Source organism: Nocardia sp. NPDC056564 (assembly GCF_042793755.1).
Lineage (GTDB): Bacteria > Actinomycetota > Actinomycetes > Mycobacteriales > Mycobacteriaceae > Nocardia.
Genome location: NZ_JBHTUR010000028.1, coordinates 1 through 14,761, shown reverse-complemented (window position 1 = coordinate 14,761; position 14,761 = coordinate 1). Strand labels below are relative to the sequence as shown.

Here is a 14,761-nt window from a genome sequence, read left to right as displayed (position 1 = left end):
GCGGCCAAATCAAGGACGCCTCAGTCGATTTGACCGTGGACGTCACTGGCACCCTTCCCGTCGGCAACGGTGGTACCGGCGGGGCGTCGCAGACCCTGAACAACGTCCTGCTGGGCAACGGCACCGGCGCGTTGCAGAACGTCGCGCCGGGCACCAACGGTAGCGTGCTGCGCTCGGACGGTACGACCTGGTCCAGTGCCGGTGTCAACGCGTTCACCACGACCGCGACGGCGGCCGGGACGACGACGATGACGATCTCGAGCACCAACGTCCAGGTGTGGACGGGCACGACCACGCAGACGGTGAAGTTGCCGACCACGTCGGTTGTGGCCGGGGGCCAGTACGTGATCATCAACCAGAGCACGGGCGCGGTGACCGTGCAATCCTCGGGCGCGAACACCGTCACCATCGTGGCGGCGGGCACCAGTGCGATCTTCACCGCTGTCGTGGCGACTCCGACCGCTGCGGCGGACTGGAATGCGCAATACCTGGCTGGCGTCGTCACCAGCGGCAAGAAACTGTCGGTCAGCAACACCCTGACTCTGGCCGGAACCGACGGCACGACGTTTACTTTTCCCGGCTCCTCGGACACCGTCGCGGGGCTGGCGGCTGTTCAAACCATCACCGGCGCATGGTCGTTCAACGACAGTAAGCTGATCCACAACGGTGCGACCTCGGGCAGCACCACCGTCAACGCGTCGGCGACCGCGTCGGGGACGTTGACGTTGCCCGCCGCGACCGACACCCTTGTCGCCAGGGCCACCACCGACACCTTGACCAACAAGGCGATCACCCCCCGGGTCAACACGACCGCCTCGAGTGCGACCCCGTCCATCAACACCGACACCACGGATGTGTTCACGATCACCGCGCTGGCCGCCGCGATCACCTCGATGACCAGCGGCCTCAGTGGCACCCCGGTCAACGGCCAGAAGCTGTTGATCCGGATCAAGGACAACGGCACCGCGAGAACGATCACCTGGGGCACGTCGTTCGTCTCCTCCGGCATCGCGACCCTGCTGTCGACCACGGTGATCAGCAAAACCCATCTCATCGGGCTGATCTATGACAGCACCGCCGCGAAATGGGTGTGCATGGCCTGCGACCCGACGGGCTACTGATGGTCGCGTCCGTGGTCAACAGCGCGAACCAGCAGGGCAGCGGTGCCACCCTGGTCTGCAACAAACCGACCAACACCGCGTCCGGTGATGCCATGATCGCTTGGCACGGAAACGATTTCGGCACCTACAGCGAACTCACCGCCCCGGCGGGCTGGACACTGCTGACCGGGCTGGACCGGGGTACCAATCTGCTGCATCAAAAGATCTGGACCCGCATCGCCGGAGCCAGTGAGGGCACTACCTACACCTTCAACCAGGGCTCCGGTGAAGACGGCGTGGTCATCATCACCACCCTGCGCGGGGTCGACACCAACACCGCGCATTGGCTCTACGCCGCCCCGGTGTGGTCGGCCAACTCCACCTCCCGGGTCGCCCCGACCGTGGTAGGGCCCCAGCCCGGCGGTGTCCTGCTGTGCTCGACCATGGTCGACATGAACAACACCGCCGCGACCTTCACCCCGCCGTCGGGCATGACCGAACAGGCGGACGCCCAGAGCAACGCATGGACGGCGGAAAGCGTTGCGTCCCTGCTGAATCCACCCGATCCGACCGGCACGAAGACCTTCACCGTCAGTTCGTCGAACTTCTTCAGCACCAACGGCGGCATCGAATGCTCGATCTACGTGCCGCCCGCGACCGGCCCGGAGCAGTTCTTCGTGATGTTCTAGAAATGACGAACCCCGGCCCAGGGGGAGGGCCAGGGTTCCATCCATAGATTGATGAGGTTGAGCGTGATCAGCATATCCGTTCGGTGTGCGATCAGGGGCGGTTTTCGGCATTGTTGCGCTTCGAAATCGCCCGCGCGGCAGCATGTCTGGATGCGGCGACGTCGATGGACCGCTGTGATTGCAGATAGCTGATCATCCGGACCAGCATCGCCGCCGTCGCCGCATGACCCAGCGTCCACGCCAGCACGGCAGTGAGAATCCAGCGCCGCCACGGCGGCCGGATATCGGCGGTGCCGGTGCCGATCGCGATGGCCGCACCCGCACCGCCCCAGCATCCCAGCACCGCCAGCGGGAGCGTGAGATAGGCGACCTCGAGCGCTTCGACCTCATCCAAGAACACGCGTTTGCTCATAGCGGGCCCTGATCGAACGGCTTGACGAGAAACGACGTGCCCGCGCTGACCAGCCTCGTCGGATAGCCGAACTGGTGCACCTTGTGCACGCGATTGCCGAGATAGATCAGCTGATTCAGCGCCTGATTGCGGTCGACCTTCTTGTCGGCCATATACGCCGCCACCCTCTTTTCGTTCTCTTCGTCGAGCACGATGTCTTCCACGATCTCTCACTTCCGTACGAGGAATGCCCCGGCCCTTGACAGGGCCGGGGCGTTTTCTGCGTTTTGCGGCAGCGTTACCGCCGTTGCCTCCTTTTCAGTTCGACGTGCAACACAATGGCGGCGACGACCACTACGCCGATACTCCCGAACACCAGGGCGGCGGCCTGGGGGCGCAGGAACGGGCCTACCAGGTAATTGCACGCCGTAATGGTCAGCAAGATAACCGTGAGCACGGTGAAGAATTGGCGCGCGGTGTCCAGAGCCCGGCAGATGCGCCGCCGACGTTTGGCATGCTCCCAGGAGGTGAAGCGCATTCGTTTGCTCATTCCTTCTCCCAACCCGGCTGGCCGTCGACCCAGGCGACCGGGTTCCCGATACGCCCGGCCGCGATCTGGGCCCAGAACACATCACCGGCCAGGCCGTAACGGCGCAGCATTGTCGACTCGTCGTCGTAGAACAGGATCGGTGCCCGCCGGAACGGCCTGCCGTAGGGCGTGAAGTGCTGGATGCACGGCAACGACCATCCGCTGCGGCTGCCGACCACGACATCGGGGTCCGGCACCCATTTCTGATGGCGCAACCGCTCCAACTCCTCACGCGGCATGCCCTTGAGCAAGGCGAACCGCGACAGGCCGAAGAACTGGCGGACACCGACGTCGATCATTGCTTGCCCTGGGCCTCTGGGGCGGCCAGTCTGGGCGCGAGCTTGCGGAGAGTCCCGATGCCGATCAGCGTGATGACCGATGCAACGATCACCACCGTGCGGTTGTGCGGGGCGATGTACCCGAACAGGGTCATGGCGGTGACGACCCCGGCCGTCACCGTCACGCCCATGGCCCCGCGCCACGCGATGCGGAGCGTGCGTTGGTCGCGGCCGATCCGTTTGGCGCGGGCGGTGATCACAGGGCCCGGACCCCCTCCGCCTGCGGCCCCTTCTGGCCTTGCCCGACTTCGAACTCCACGCGCTGCCCCTCCTCCAGGGTCCGGAACCCGGTGCCCTGAACGTTCGAGTAATGCACGAAAACGTCGGGGCCGCCGTTGTCCTGGGCGATGAATCCGAAACCCTTTTCGGCGTTGAACCATTTGACGATGCCTTGTGCCATGGTCTTTTCTTTTCTGTTCGTGATTTTTCGTGTGTCGAATGCGCCTGATTTCGGGCGCATCCCACCCCGTCTGTTACGGGGAGTCTGTTGGGGTGAAGGCCCCCAGTACCGCCTAGTAAGCCGGGGGCCTTCCCGTCCCGCGCCTGACCGGGTTTCGCGCGGGAATCTTTCCTATGTCTTCACGGCCATTCCGCCGTAAATTGTTACCCGGGTGGCGGGAAGGTTATCCCGCAGCCATTCCTGTACGGGTACTACTCCCGGTTCGGAAAGGTCGAATCCGTCGAACAACTTTTCCGTCTGTTCTTTCGTCCGGAAAACGGCCTGGGCCGGGCTCTGGTCGGTGTCGTCGTGGTATTGGTCGATGAAATCCGGGTGCGTGTCGGTGGAGTATTGAGTGATCGCGATCCAGCTTCCCGGTGCCATCGAATCGCGCAACGCCGCGACGATCCCGCATGGGTCCTCGTCGTCCATCACGTAATCCAGCACGCCGACCATCAGGACGGCGACCGGCTCACCGAAGTCGATGAAACTCTTCAACCGGTCGATGAGGTCCCCGGGCTGGCGCACGTCGGCCTTCAACGCCCACACCTCAGGCCGGGTCGCCAGCAGCGCGTCGGCATGCACGATCACGATCGGGTCGTTGTCGACGTAGGCCACGCGCGCCTGCGGGTCGACCTCGTGCGCGGCGTCATGGGCATTGAGTCGGTCCATGTCCAGCGGCATGCCGCAACCCAGATCGATGTACTGCCGCACACCCGCTTCGCCCGCCGTACAGACCGCTTTCACCAGGAACGAGCGGACGAACCACGCCAAGGTCTTGGTATCCGGGGCGATGTTCAGCATGCGGTGCGCGACCTCACGGTCGACGTCGTAGTTGTCCTTGCCGTCCAGCAAATAGTTGGTGATGCGGGCGGAGCTGGGCACATACGGGTTCATCGCGGGCACGCGCTCAACATCGCGCATGGTGGCTCCTGTTCGAAGGTCCCCGCCAGAACACGCTGGCGGGCAACCTTTTTCGCGCGCATGATGATCGACGCTGACCGTCGGGGGCGACGTTGCCCCCTGCGCGGTGGTCGGGATGCCCCCGGTTGTCCCAGCCCGGGGGCTCCCTTCCAGCCCCGCGCGCTCACCCCTGACCGGGCACGCGGGGAGATTCGTTGTCACAACGCCACCTTGGGGGTGATGTGCGGGGGGTGGGCCGCGATCAGGTCGGCCACCTGCGTGATCAGCTGGGTGCGGCGGCCGGTGTACTCGTCGATATGGATGAGGCCGGGTGTGAACACGGCGGCGAACCGGTCGTCCTCGCGCACGACGGTGAGCATCCGTTCGAAGGCATCCGGGTGTCCGGGGTCGCGAACGAAGATCTTCCGCACGAAATAGCCCTGGTCCAGCGCCACGTCGAATACGTCCATCAGATCACCGCTCCACGACGACACCCCGGTGACGAAGGCGTTGATGTAGATGGCCGCCCAGGGCGCGCTATCGGTCATCGGAGTGCCTGACCACGCTGAGATGCATTGCCGCGCTGGGCTCTTCGGGCTCCACCAGGATCACCCCACAGACCTTGTTGACCTTCGTCGGCGCACACAGGTGCGGCAGCGACGGGACGATGACCGCCCCCGCCCGGTGGGTACGAACCGCGACGATCAGATCGGCGGTGGGGTCCTCCCGGTCGGGGTCGATCACGACGATGCCGTCCAACAGTGCGTAGCCGTAGGCGGCGGCCGTGGTCTGCATCGCCGACACCATCTCTTGCTCATGGATCGCGATGCCCAGCCGTCGCGCGCCGATCGCGCACGGGGGGCGGCAAACATCGGGGGTGTTCATGACGGTTGATCTCCTGTGAGTTGCTGCAACGCCGACCGCAGTCGCGGGCAATCGATGGGGGTGCACAGCAGGCGGCGGTGGACCGCGACGGCGGCTTCGGCCTTGGCGGGGTCGGCGAAGACGCGCACGACGTCGCAGAGCTGGCGTTGGCGTTCGGTCCCGGTGGTGCTCACCGGCCCGGCTCCAAGTTCATCGCCGCGTACCTGGCGACGGCCAGGCGGCTTTTCGCCCGCCCCCGATCCGGGCACATGACCGAGCATCGGGAGTGCTGGACCTCCAGCAGGCGCGCCTGCGCCACGGTGAGCGTTCCGCGTGGCATCCGCTCGCCCGTGGCGCGGCATAGGCTGGAATCCTCGGTCGGTAGCGGCCACCAGATCCCGGCCACGACGATGACCGTCAAGACGAGGATGAGCGCGGTCACGCATAGGGCGAACATGGCTCACTCCTCATCGTCCAGACCGGCGCTGAGGTACGCGACCGCCGCCAAGTCGGCCTTACAGCCGGGGGAGTGGTTGAGGATTCGACTGTGCGCCAACGCGATTGCCTGCGCCTGGTCGTAGCTGGCGATCGAGGGAATGTCTTCGTCGCAGTGATATATGGGAAGAACCGGTGTCCGCATGTCAATCCCCTTGGTGGTGTGAGGGCGGCCGGGAACGGGGGTGCGAAACGGCGTGTCCGTAGTGCACACTGGTCGTCTGGCAGTGCTGGACCGGCCCCTTCGCGGCTGTCGTCCTGGCGGGGATGACTAGGCGTTTCCCGTTCCCGGGCGCTGTTTCAGTACAGCACCGAAGGGGGCTCGATATCGAGTATTCAATCCAAAGTGTTGTAAGATAAAAGTACTCAATATTGAGTGTCTACCAGTAGTGGTGCTAACGAAGGTGGCTCGTATGACCAGAGACTCCACACTCCCCCGACGGCTGCTAGGCCGACACCTCCGCCAGCTGCGGAAGGACGCGAAGATCTCTCAGGCTGCGGCGGCCAAAGCCATGGATGTCGGAGCAAACACGTTGTGGGCGTGGGAATCCGGCCTGAACTCACAGATGAAAATTGGCGCTGTCAAGAACCTGTGCGAGATGTACGGCGCGGACGCCAAGATCACCGAAATTCTTCTCGATCTGACCGAGCAAGCGCGTCAGCCGAACTGGTGGAACATCTATGCCGACGCGATCCCCGACGACTTCCAGGTGTATGTGGGGCTCGAACAATCCGCCCGCTGCCTCTACTCCTACCAAGACAGGTTGCTTCCCGGGATGGTCCAGACCTCCGCGTACCGTCGCGCGATTATTCCCGCCAACTATCCCGACCTACCGGCCGACGAGGTGGAAAGGCGGCTGGAACTGGCAGCCAAGCGCCAGGCCAGGCTGGATGAGCCGGAAACCTTCACCATGCATGCGTTGCTGGACGAGTCGGCGCTGCGCCGCCGCGTCGGTGAGCCGGGGGTCATGGTCGAACAGCTCAAACACCTTGTCGCCGTGAGCAAACGACCCAACGTGACGATCCGCGTCGTGCCCCTGACCGCCGGAAGCCACGAAGGGCTGGTCACCGGCCCGTTCGTCTTGCTCGAGTTCCCGCCGCAAACACCGTCCTGGATGAGCGAACCGCCGCTGGTCTATGTGGAAACGTTCACATCTGACTTGTATCTGGGCAACGAAGACCAGGTGCGCCGGTATCGTGATGCGTATGCCGTGATAACCCGTGCGGCGCTCAGTGAGGCCAAGAGCCGTGCTCTCATCCTCGAGATCGTGAAGGAGATCGACCAGTGAACGAATCGGTTACGTGGTTCAAATCCAGCCTCAGCGCGGCCAAGGACGCGTGTGTCGAGGTCGCTTTCCTCCCGGAAGGGGCAATCGGAGTGCGCCACTCGAAGAATCCGACAGGACCGGCGTTGACCTTCAACGCCGAGGAGTGGGACGCGTTCATCGGCGGCGCGGCTGGGGGAGAGTTCAACCGCCCCAGCTGAAGCGGAACGCCAGCAAAGCCCCCGTCGGCCACGTGCCGACGGGGGCTTTTTGGGTGATAGTTCCAAAAGGTAGAATCGCGACCGCGATAACTTCACTGGTCGTCGCTCCGCAGTGGGCCACCCCGAATCCGGGGCGGCCCACTGTTCTATACTGCGTACCCGCCCCGGCCAATCACCCGCATCCCGGGGCACCTCTGGTTCGCGCTCCCCCTGCGCCGCCAGGGATCGAAGGCCCGCCCCTCATGGAGTGGGGGCGGGCCTTCCCCGTCGCGGGCCAGGTTCACGTCACCGCGTCGATGACGTATCGTCGCGGTCGTGGTCGAGGAATTCCTCATCGCGTACGCCGTGTGCATGGTGATCTTCATCGTGCACATCGGGGAAGCCGCCCGCGAGAACAAGGACGACGATCCGATCGTCGCGATGCTGCCGCACAGTCCGGCGCTGTGCTTCACCACGATCGTGTTCACCTTCGCGGCGTCCGTGCTGTGGCCGTGGTTCGCCCTCAGCGCCGTGATGCGGTGGCTCTCGCCCCGCGTCGGCGCGCTCGCTGCGCGGGTTCACGCGAAGGCCGCCGAACTCGACGCGGCTGAACGCCAGGACGGCAGCTGACTGCTATCCTGGGGGCCTCCAATCGATCGCTTCCAGTTTGATGGTGACGACAGCAGGGCCGTCCCGGAGTTCGCCCGGGGCGGCCCTGCTGTGTAGTCAGTCGCTGGCGTCCTCATCGCGGGAGTTCGTGGCTCCCTCGCGACATCGGGGGCCTGTCGGCACACCCAGGGCGTCCCGTCCGGCGTCGGTCAGTTCGTAGTAGCGCCGGGGAGGGCGCTTGGGATCGGTCGCGGGTTCCCAGCCGTCGCGGAGCCATTTGTCCGCCAGCATGCGGTCCAGGACGCGGAACACCCGCCATGTGCGAAGCCCCGTACGGTGGGCGATCGCGAACGCCGAATGGCGGGCGTGCGGCCGTTCGGTGAGCGCGTCCACGACCTTGTCGACCGCGACCATGGTGCGCGTGTATCGCCTGCGCTGGATGTAGTCGAGTAATGGGCGAATCATCATGGCGGGCAATCCTTTTCGGTGTTGTCCCAGAAGTGCTCCAGAACCTCCGGATAGTCGCTGATCGTCACGGCCTCCGGCGTGTGGAATACCACATGCTGGCGCTGCACTCCGTCCGCGTGGGTCAGCGTGAGGATGCCGTGCAAGTAGCGGATTCCGTTGACGTTGACGGGGCGGATGTCCACGGGTTCGCGAAATTCCAACGCGCACATGTGCATTGGCCCGCCGACGAAGAGTGCTTTCATTGGCCGTCCGGAGCTGTGTCGGTATCCGGCGCGGGCGGCACGCGTTTGCCGGTCATCTAATCCACAATCAACACGCATTCGATTTCGTCGCCGTCCTTCAGTAACACCTTTTTGCCCGCAATGTCGGCCTGGAACAGGACGTTTCCGAGGGTGATCAACCGCTTCACCGCCTCCGTGGTGCCGACGCACTTGCTTTCGGAATACGCCCGGATTGCCGCAGCGGTGGATGGATGCAAGGTGAGCGTGATCCTGTTCCGGGGGTCAGTCGTCATCCGCTGTACCGCTTTCAGCCCTGACCGCTTCGCAGGCGGCCAGCCATTTGATGCGCTGCGTGTCGAGGAGCTTGTCTATCTCCGCCGGATCGAGAAGCCGCCGGATCCCCTCGGACAGGATCTGCCGCGCCTGTTCTGCGACACGGAGGTTCTTGATCGCGGCCACGCTGGTCAGAAGTTCGTGATCTCGTCGGCTAATTACAACGGTCAGGGTCGTTTTCGCCGTCACGGCTCGGCCTCCTCATCGCCCATGGCCACGATCACGCTGACCTCCGTGGGCGGGATGCCCAGCGTGACCGCGATGTAGTCCCGCGCCTCCTTGGCCACGTCGCTCAGCTCCAGTGCCTGAGTCCGTGCGTCCTCACCCAACTCCGGTATCCAGATCGCCCAGAACCGCCCGTCGCGGCCGGTGACACGGGCGGTGAACACCACCGGGTCCAGTTCGATGCTCACAGGGGCCCCACCTCTACTTGAAACGAATGTCCGTTGTGGCTGAATCCACATCGGCAGACGTACATCTCCATACCCGGACCCAACGCGCGTTCTTGGAGCTTGCGTTCGAAGTCGTCATTCGGGCTGTAGGCCGCCTTGTCCGGGCGGGGGCAGCCGACAGCCTTCCTCTCGGCTACCCGCTGTTTGGCCATCTTGCGCAACCGCCTGGCCTTCTCGCGCCGTCGTCTGCGCTGGCGTTTGCTCTGTCCGGCGACCTCGCCGTCGGTGAAAACCTCCTGACGCATTTCCGTTGGTGCCGAATCGTCCATCGCGAGCCCCTTTCCTTGCTATCCTGTTGCCGCACTTCGCAGTAGTGGAGTGAAGTTGTCCCGGCAGGCTTCCGGAGGTTGCTGAGCCGGGGCCGCGTTCCCCGCGTAGGCGGGGGGATGGTGTGATGCGCCAACGCCGCCCCGGTCTTGCTGATATCTCGACCGGTGCGGCGTTGTTGCGTCCGCGTACCCGTCCGCCACGAACGTCATCGCCCGTCGGCCATGCTGGCGCGGTGCCGGGAGAGAGCGTCGTCCACGGCATCCCGGACCTGCCGGGGGAGGGGCACCGTGGTTTCGGCGGCCTGCACCTGGTTCAGCGCGCGCACCAGCGCCGCACGGTCATCGCGTCCCGCGTCGACCCTGTCTAGTCGGTCCTGCATCTCCGCGTGGAGATGCCGCCACACCTCCAGCTCCCGCGTCATGGCCAGCCGTTGCCGTTGACCGCTGAGGATTTCCGGGCGGAAGAATGCGACGAGGACCAGGCCGGTTATCGCAATGGTCACGAGGGAGGCCAGGTCGGGCATGGATTTACTCCTCGATCAGATAGTGACGGACGGCGCGGCGGATCAGCTCCGCGCGTGAGATGTTGTCGGCTTCGGCGCGCTGGTCGGCCAGGGCGGTGAGTTCGTCACCGAGGCGGAGCGTGGAGCCCTTGCCGATCGCGGGACGCCCGGGGCCGTCTTCCTCCTCGACCTCGCCGAAGTACTCTGCGACAGCTTCGGGGAAGTTGTTGTCCAGCAACCATTCCCGCGCCTGGTCGCCGGTGATGTATTCGTGACGGTCCCCCTGGCCCTGCCACAACGTCCAATGCTGGAGGATCCATCGGCCCTTGGCGGTGAGGAGGACGGCTTGCCCCGCGCCGACGCCGCCACTTCCTGTGTCGCTGTAGTCCTCCTTGTCGGACCACTTCAGGGCCTTGCTGGGGTCGAAGAAACCGACTCGTTTACGTGGGCTTTCGTAGTCGCCGGGGGCGGGGTATTCGTACACGCTGACGATGGCCACGGGGAACCTCCCTATTGGAGAAACAATAAACGGTACCGTTTAAGGCTAGGCTACAGAGATGGGAGGGTGCAATAAACGGTACCGGAAATAGGTTGTTCACATGGCGCGGAAAGTCAGTTCCGCATCACGGTCCCCTTGCGCGACTCCGGCGAATTCGGGTTCGCGGGACCAGAGGCCGCGCCGATCGTCTTCGGTGCGGCGGGAGACTGATTGGCCGCAGCCATCATCGCCATCGCCCGCGTCAGATCGCCCGCCACTTCGGCGGATCGGTTTTCGCCGTCGATGTAGAGCGCGATCCGGGTCTCCAGTCGGTGCCGAGCACGCCGGACATACACCAGCCGCAGGGACGCCCGCTCCATGTCGAGACCGATCACCCAGACCTGACCGTCGTAGCCGACCAGGACGGGCACATCGGTACGCCGGGCAAAGTTGTAATACTGCTGCTGGACTTGCGGCGGCGCTTCGGACGGATCACGTTCCGGGGGCATCGGAAGAATTTCGTCCGGCTCGAGCCCGTTGGCCAGCCGGATGATGCGCGCCAGATCGTCGGCGTCCTTCGCGTTCGGCCGAAGTTCGCCGTCGACGGTGAGGGTGGAGTCGTGCCATTTCCACCGGCCATCGTCGGATCGCTGTAGTTCCAGGCGCATTTCGGCGCGCTCCGTCGTCACCGAAACCACCCACAGTTCAGCTTCCCGCGCCGCGTGCGGCTCCAGGCCGACTTCGCGTAGGTCTTGCATCCACGCCCGCACATCCTTCGGGATCGACATGTCCACCTCGCTACTCACCTTCTTCGGTAACCTGCCTGTTCTCGATCTGAATCCGGAGCTGGGCCAGTTTCGACCGCAAAGCGTCCCGGCGCGCAAGCCGCTTCGCGATCAGCGCTTTGATCCGGGCGATTTGCTCCGGGGAAGGCCGCTCCAGCGGTGGAGGAGCCTCCTCCCCCAACACCTTGCGGGTCAGGGCGCGGAGGTTCGCCACGTCCTCCGGCTCCGGCGTCATGGCTTGCCCGGCAGTTCCGGTACGAAGAAATCCGTCACCAGGGGCGGCCCGTCGTACCGCTGGCACGAGCACTTAGCCCACCTGTCAGCCAAACGATCCGTACAAATCTCGGCGTGGCAAGCGCCGGTTTCGGGATTGTGATAGGCAACCGTGTGCTTGCAAGAGCAACGCGACACGATCCCCGCCGCAGCGCGACGTCGTTGCTTGGCATGCGATAGCGCCGAACCGAATCCGACGGACGCGAGGCACGCGCCGTAGCCGATCGTTAACGAGAGTAAGTCGATCCCCATGTTTCGCACCCTATCGCCGCGCCCGGAGAGGCGGGCCGCAATAGGAAGAAACGGATGACCAGTCTGATTCTCGCAGGAATCCCCCAATTGCCGACCCGCAGAACGCTTTACACCCAACGCACCCCCGTTCGAACCTCCGAAGGAGAAGCGGATGCGCACCGCGTCGGCAATGATCATCACGCGCCAACCGTATTCCGTTCCGGCGGCGCGGGTTCGGCGGCTGTTCACCCGATTCATGAATCCCCCGACGATTCATGAATCGTGCATACCGTCAGTGCCCAAGCCAGGTGGCCGACAGGACCCTGAATGATCTTGGAGACGAAGTGGCCTCAGGATTGCTGGTGACAGCGGCGCGGGTGATCGTCACCGGCTCACGGCGATGGCCCGACCCCTGGGCCGTCTGGGCGGCGCTTGCCGACGCCTACAGCGGTCTCAGCGCGGGCGACGCGCTCACCGTGGCCCACGGTGCCCACTGGGACGGTGCCGACCGCCACGCGCACATCTGGGCGCGGCGCATGGCCGCCCCCGGCGGGGCTGTGCGAGTGATCCCGGCCCCCTACCCGGCCCACTGGAAACGCCTGGGCCTCAAGGCGGGCCCGCTGCGCAACCGCGACATGGTGGCCGCCGGAGCCGATCTCGTCCTGGCCTTCCCGCTGGCAGACTCCATCGGCACCTACGGATGCATGGAGATGGCCACGGCGGCGGGCATTCCGGTGCTCAACTACGGCGTCGCCTGTTAGGTAGCGGTGGACCCGCAGGCACCGCGACGAAAGGCCCCGGAGGTAACCTCCGGGGCCTTTCCAGTTCCCCGCAGCGGGAACCGGGGGTCGTGACGGGTCTAGGCGACCCGCTGCCGGAAATTCATGTAGGTGGCCACGTGCGGGCAAAACTGATCGATGATCTGATCAGCGGCGTCCAACGCCACCAGCGCCTCACGCAGTTTCGTGCGCAACTCCCCGTTCTCCGCGTTCGCCGCGTCCAGTCGCGCTATCAACTCCCGCTCCCCAGCAGGCTCCAGCGCTTGTTCGGGCTGAACATCTTCGGCCGTCGCGATCTTCTGTGGTGCCACAGTCGCCACTGCCTTCCCGGGGGTCAAGTTAGCCTCTTCGGCCCAAGTCTTCAGCTTCGACATCGTCGGACCTCCCGGCAGGTCGGACACTGCCTTCATGGCCTCGGGAAGTGTGAATCCTTCACCCATGAGGTTTTCTATCACGGCCAGAGCTTCGCCCCGATCCTTACCAAATTTCGCATGGCCGTTGCGCTTCGCGCGTGACGGCCGCGATTGTGGCGGCTTGGGTTTGGCCCAGCCGATAATGGTTGCCCCGCTGGGCCCTCCTGGCTGTGCGAGCCGATTCGCGGCAGCGGTCAACGAAAGCTTCTCCTCACCGTTCATGAGGTCGCGGACCTTCGTTACGAAGTCTTCGCGTACCTCGTCCGGATAGGCATTGTGACCGGGCATATGGAGCCCCTTTCTCGTGGTGCGTATCGTCAGATCCGTCCTTGCTATCAAACGTCGACCGCACCCGGGGGCAATTCGCCGAATTGTTGCCCTGCCGAGATTGATTCATCAACCACGCCATGGGAGGCTCTGCGGCGCTTCGCCTTCCGCATCGAATTTTAGTTGCCATACGGAAGGACTGATCCGCTGCACAGGGCAGCGGGTGAACTCACTTCGTCCCAAACCGCTTCTGAGGCACCAGCGCCGGGGCGAATTCCCCGGTCCGCCGCAACGCATTCAACTCAGCGTGCGCCGCCTCCAGATCTTCGCGAAGCTCTGCCCGGATCGTGGCCGCCTCGTCTCGAACCGCCGCGATATCCAGCCCATTCTGGGCTCGCATCTCCATAATCGCCTTATCGGCGGCGGCGCGGACGGCGGCCATTTCCTGGGCGTGCGCGGCGTGCGCCTCATCGATCCGCCGCTGCCCCTCGCGCCGTTCATCAATGAGATCCGTGCGAGCGGTGCCCACTTCCGCGAGTCGTGCCTCCGCGATCCGGACGGCGGCGTCGCGGTCACTTTCGGCGATCGCCTGTTCCTTGCGCGCGCTGTTGAACAATCCTTGCACCTCGATCACCTTCTCCCGCGTTTCGCGGCGCACCTGATCGAGTTCATCGATCGCTTCGTCTCGCGCCTCAAGCGCCTCATCGGCGGCGGCGTCGGCCAACTCCCGCGCGGCCATCGCGGCGTCACGTTCGGCATACGCTTGCTCTGCCTGACGTTCAGCATCGGCGCGTGCAAGGTCCGCGTCGGCAACCCTCTTATCGCATTCCCTGCGCACGGCCGCGATCTCCTCTGTTACGGACAGCGGATCGGCGATGACCTCCAGCACGTCGCGCACATCGGCGACCAAGGCGGGCAACTCTCCGAACAGTTCTTCCATCCGGCGAACAAGACCCACCAGTGCATCGGCCCTGGCGCTCACCGGCCGCATGATCGCGTCCTGTCGTTCTGCGGCGACTCTGGCGGCCTTCGCATCGGCCGCCCTGTTGATTTCATAGAGGGCGCTGGACGTGTGCTTCGGGTTCGCGCACAGCTCCGCCGGTCGCCCCCGCCTGCCAGTCCGCGTGACGGGCTCATGGCAGCCGGGGAACTTGCATTCGACGATCCTCGCGGCGGTCATTTCATTTCCTCCGATACCGAGGAAATGAAATTGATCTGGCCGGACTCGGTCAAGCGGGTCGCGGGTGTTGCCCGGTGGCTGTAGGCCGGGGAGGTGATGGCGGGAGTGGTCACGGGGGCCTCCAGTGGGGCCAGTTGGGAGGTATCCCTACCCAGATGGGTTCGCCGTGGTTGACTACGAACACGCCCAGGTCAGGGCTTTTCACCCCCTATCGTCACTTCTCCCAG

At 64.7% G+C, this 14,761-nt stretch carries 31 protein-coding genes; 6 read left to right on the top strand and 25 right to left on the bottom strand.

What is annotated here, in order from left to right:
* Positions 1–35 precede the first annotated feature (35 nt).
* Positions 36–1,121, top strand: a complete 1,086-nt coding sequence (locus ACFQ9K_RS41080; RefSeq protein WP_378720763.1) for a hypothetical protein — start codon at positions 36–38, stop codon at positions 1,119–1,121.
* A complete protein-coding gene (locus ACFQ9K_RS41075) occupies positions 1,085–1,789 on the top strand; it encodes a hypothetical protein (protein ID WP_378720762.1) in 705 nt (234 codons plus the stop codon). The genes ACFQ9K_RS41080 and ACFQ9K_RS41075 overlap by 37 nt, the downstream gene beginning before the upstream one ends.
* 91 nt (positions 1,790–1,880) lie before the next feature.
* On the opposite strand, the gene ACFQ9K_RS41070 is transcribed toward ACFQ9K_RS41075, so the two are convergent.
* The 12 genes from ACFQ9K_RS41070 to ACFQ9K_RS41015 form a co-directional block, all read right to left on the bottom strand.
* Positions 1,881–2,201, bottom strand: a complete 321-nt coding sequence (locus ACFQ9K_RS41070; RefSeq protein WP_378720761.1) for a hypothetical protein — start codon at positions 2,199–2,201, stop codon at positions 1,881–1,883.
* On the bottom strand, positions 2,198–2,404 hold the full coding sequence (locus ACFQ9K_RS41065; RefSeq protein ID WP_378720760.1) for a hypothetical protein: 207 nt from the start codon (positions 2,402–2,404) through the stop codon (positions 2,198–2,200). The genes ACFQ9K_RS41070 and ACFQ9K_RS41065 overlap by 4 nt, the downstream gene beginning before the upstream one ends.
* 74 nt (positions 2,405–2,478) lie before the next feature.
* A complete protein-coding gene (locus tag ACFQ9K_RS41060) occupies positions 2,479–2,730 on the bottom strand; it encodes a hypothetical protein (protein WP_378720759.1) in 252 nt (83 codons plus the stop codon).
* A complete protein-coding gene (locus tag ACFQ9K_RS41055) occupies positions 2,727–3,068 on the bottom strand; it encodes a hypothetical protein (protein ID WP_378720758.1) in 342 nt (113 codons plus the stop codon). The genes ACFQ9K_RS41060 and ACFQ9K_RS41055 overlap by 4 nt, the downstream gene beginning before the upstream one ends.
* Positions 3,065–3,307 carry a hypothetical protein gene (locus ACFQ9K_RS41050; protein ID WP_378720757.1) on the bottom strand — a complete coding sequence of 81 codons (243 nt, stop codon included), beginning with the start codon at positions 3,305–3,307 and terminating at the stop codon, positions 3,065–3,067. The genes ACFQ9K_RS41055 and ACFQ9K_RS41050 overlap by 4 nt, the downstream gene beginning before the upstream one ends.
* Complete coding sequence (locus ACFQ9K_RS41045) at positions 3,304–3,507, bottom strand: cold-shock protein (protein ID WP_378720756.1); 204 nt, start codon at positions 3,505–3,507, stop codon at positions 3,304–3,306. The genes ACFQ9K_RS41050 and ACFQ9K_RS41045 overlap by 4 nt, the downstream gene beginning before the upstream one ends.
* Positions 3,508–3,678: 171 nt before the next feature.
* A complete protein-coding gene (locus tag ACFQ9K_RS41040) occupies positions 3,679–4,671 on the bottom strand; it encodes an SAM-dependent methyltransferase (protein ID WP_378720754.1) in 993 nt (330 codons plus the stop codon).
* Entirely contained in the window at positions 4,668–4,997 is a 330-nt protein-coding gene (locus ACFQ9K_RS41035) for a hypothetical protein (protein ID WP_378720752.1), read from the bottom strand. The genes ACFQ9K_RS41040 and ACFQ9K_RS41035 overlap by 4 nt, the downstream gene beginning before the upstream one ends.
* Positions 4,987–5,334, bottom strand: a complete 348-nt coding sequence (locus ACFQ9K_RS41030; RefSeq protein WP_378720750.1) for a hypothetical protein — start codon at positions 5,332–5,334, stop codon at positions 4,987–4,989. Before ACFQ9K_RS41030 ends, ACFQ9K_RS41035 begins: the two co-directional genes overlap by 11 nt.
* Positions 5,331–5,507: a hypothetical protein gene (locus ACFQ9K_RS41025; protein ID WP_378720749.1), complete on the bottom strand. Its 177-nt coding sequence runs from the start codon at positions 5,505–5,507 to the stop codon at positions 5,331–5,333. Before ACFQ9K_RS41025 ends, ACFQ9K_RS41030 begins: the two co-directional genes overlap by 4 nt.
* Positions 5,504–5,770 (bottom strand): hypothetical protein, encoded by a 267-nt coding sequence (locus tag ACFQ9K_RS41020; RefSeq protein WP_378720748.1) that lies wholly within the window; start codon positions 5,768–5,770, stop codon positions 5,504–5,506. Before ACFQ9K_RS41020 ends, ACFQ9K_RS41025 begins: the two co-directional genes overlap by 4 nt.
* Positions 5,771–5,773: 3 nt before the next feature.
* Positions 5,774–5,953: a hypothetical protein gene (locus ACFQ9K_RS41015; protein ID WP_378720747.1), complete on the bottom strand. Its 180-nt coding sequence runs from the start codon at positions 5,951–5,953 to the stop codon at positions 5,774–5,776.
* Between the two features lie 268 nt (positions 5,954–6,221).
* On the opposite strand from ACFQ9K_RS41015, the gene ACFQ9K_RS41010 reads away from it, so the two are divergent.
* From ACFQ9K_RS41010 to ACFQ9K_RS41000, 3 genes are all read left to right on the top strand, one after another.
* Positions 6,222–7,097, top strand: a complete 876-nt coding sequence (locus tag ACFQ9K_RS41010) for a helix-turn-helix domain-containing protein (RefSeq protein ID WP_378720746.1) — start codon at positions 6,222–6,224, stop codon at positions 7,095–7,097.
* Complete coding sequence (locus tag ACFQ9K_RS41005; protein WP_378720744.1) at positions 7,094–7,294, top strand: DUF397 domain-containing protein; 201 nt, start codon at positions 7,094–7,096, stop codon at positions 7,292–7,294. Before ACFQ9K_RS41010 ends, ACFQ9K_RS41005 begins: the two co-directional genes overlap by 4 nt.
* Before the next feature lie 315 nt (positions 7,295–7,609).
* The gene (locus tag ACFQ9K_RS41000; protein WP_378720743.1) at positions 7,610–7,903 is read left to right on the top strand and encodes a hypothetical protein; all 294 of its coding nucleotides are present in this window, start codon (positions 7,610–7,612) and stop codon (positions 7,901–7,903) included.
* A 96-nt stretch (positions 7,904–7,999) separates the two neighbouring features.
* Here ACFQ9K_RS41000 and ACFQ9K_RS40995 read toward each other — a convergent pair whose 3' ends face one another.
* The 11 genes from ACFQ9K_RS40995 to ACFQ9K_RS40945 all read right to left on the bottom strand — a co-directional run bounded on the left by ACFQ9K_RS40995 (position 8,000) and on the right by ACFQ9K_RS40945 (position 12,096).
* On the bottom strand, positions 8,000–8,350 hold the full coding sequence (locus tag ACFQ9K_RS40995; RefSeq protein WP_378720742.1) for a PadR family transcriptional regulator: 351 nt from the start codon (positions 8,348–8,350) through the stop codon (positions 8,000–8,002).
* Positions 8,347–8,592: a hypothetical protein gene (locus ACFQ9K_RS40990; RefSeq protein WP_378720741.1), complete on the bottom strand. Its 246-nt coding sequence runs from the start codon at positions 8,590–8,592 to the stop codon at positions 8,347–8,349. The genes ACFQ9K_RS40995 and ACFQ9K_RS40990 overlap by 4 nt, the downstream gene beginning before the upstream one ends.
* A gap of 56 nt (positions 8,593–8,648) precedes the next feature.
* On the bottom strand, positions 8,649–8,864 hold the full coding sequence (locus tag ACFQ9K_RS40985) for a hypothetical protein (protein WP_378720740.1): 216 nt from the start codon (positions 8,862–8,864) through the stop codon (positions 8,649–8,651).
* A complete protein-coding gene (locus tag ACFQ9K_RS40980; RefSeq protein ID WP_378720739.1) occupies positions 8,854–9,093 on the bottom strand; it encodes a hypothetical protein in 240 nt (79 codons plus the stop codon). The genes ACFQ9K_RS40985 and ACFQ9K_RS40980 overlap by 11 nt, the downstream gene beginning before the upstream one ends.
* Positions 9,090–9,317 (bottom strand): long chain fatty acid-CoA synthetase Faa4p, encoded by a 228-nt coding sequence (locus ACFQ9K_RS40975; RefSeq protein ID WP_378720738.1) that lies wholly within the window; start codon positions 9,315–9,317, stop codon positions 9,090–9,092. The genes ACFQ9K_RS40980 and ACFQ9K_RS40975 overlap by 4 nt, the downstream gene beginning before the upstream one ends.
* The gene (locus tag ACFQ9K_RS40970; RefSeq protein WP_378720737.1) at positions 9,314–9,625 is read right to left on the bottom strand and encodes a hypothetical protein; all 312 of its coding nucleotides are present in this window, start codon (positions 9,623–9,625) and stop codon (positions 9,314–9,316) included. The genes ACFQ9K_RS40975 and ACFQ9K_RS40970 overlap by 4 nt, the downstream gene beginning before the upstream one ends.
* Positions 9,626–9,831: 206 nt before the next feature.
* The gene (locus ACFQ9K_RS40965; RefSeq protein WP_378720736.1) at positions 9,832–10,149 is read right to left on the bottom strand and encodes a hypothetical protein; all 318 of its coding nucleotides are present in this window, start codon (positions 10,147–10,149) and stop codon (positions 9,832–9,834) included.
* Between the two features lie 4 nt (positions 10,150–10,153).
* The gene (locus ACFQ9K_RS40960) at positions 10,154–10,627 is read right to left on the bottom strand and encodes a CopG family transcriptional regulator (protein WP_378720735.1); all 474 of its coding nucleotides are present in this window, start codon (positions 10,625–10,627) and stop codon (positions 10,154–10,156) included.
* A 113-nt stretch (positions 10,628–10,740) separates the two neighbouring features.
* Positions 10,741–11,412: a hypothetical protein gene (locus ACFQ9K_RS40955; protein ID WP_378720734.1), complete on the bottom strand. Its 672-nt coding sequence runs from the start codon at positions 11,410–11,412 to the stop codon at positions 10,741–10,743.
* Entirely contained in the window at positions 11,405–11,626 is a 222-nt protein-coding gene (locus ACFQ9K_RS40950) for a hypothetical protein (RefSeq protein WP_378720733.1), read from the bottom strand. Before ACFQ9K_RS40950 ends, ACFQ9K_RS40955 begins: the two co-directional genes overlap by 8 nt.
* Positions 11,623–12,096, bottom strand: coding sequence for a hypothetical protein (locus ACFQ9K_RS40945; protein WP_378720732.1), 474 nt, complete (start codon positions 12,094–12,096; stop codon positions 11,623–11,625). The genes ACFQ9K_RS40950 and ACFQ9K_RS40945 overlap by 4 nt, the downstream gene beginning before the upstream one ends.
* A gap of 143 nt (positions 12,097–12,239) precedes the next feature.
* Between ACFQ9K_RS40945 and ACFQ9K_RS40940 the strand changes: the two genes are divergently transcribed.
* Positions 12,240–12,656, top strand: coding sequence for an SLOG family protein (locus ACFQ9K_RS40940; protein WP_378720731.1), 417 nt, complete (start codon positions 12,240–12,242; stop codon positions 12,654–12,656).
* 98 nt (positions 12,657–12,754) lie between these two features.
* Here ACFQ9K_RS40940 and ACFQ9K_RS40935 read toward each other — a convergent pair whose 3' ends face one another.
* Together ACFQ9K_RS40935 and ACFQ9K_RS40930 are read right to left on the bottom strand one after the other, a co-directional pair.
* Positions 12,755–13,375, bottom strand: coding sequence for a hypothetical protein (locus ACFQ9K_RS40935; protein ID WP_378720730.1), 621 nt, complete (start codon positions 13,373–13,375; stop codon positions 12,755–12,757).
* Between the two features lie 208 nt (positions 13,376–13,583).
* Positions 13,584–14,534, bottom strand: a complete 951-nt coding sequence (locus ACFQ9K_RS40930; RefSeq protein WP_378720729.1) for a hypothetical protein — start codon at positions 14,532–14,534, stop codon at positions 13,584–13,586.
* Between the last annotated feature and the right edge of the window lie 227 nt (positions 14,535–14,761).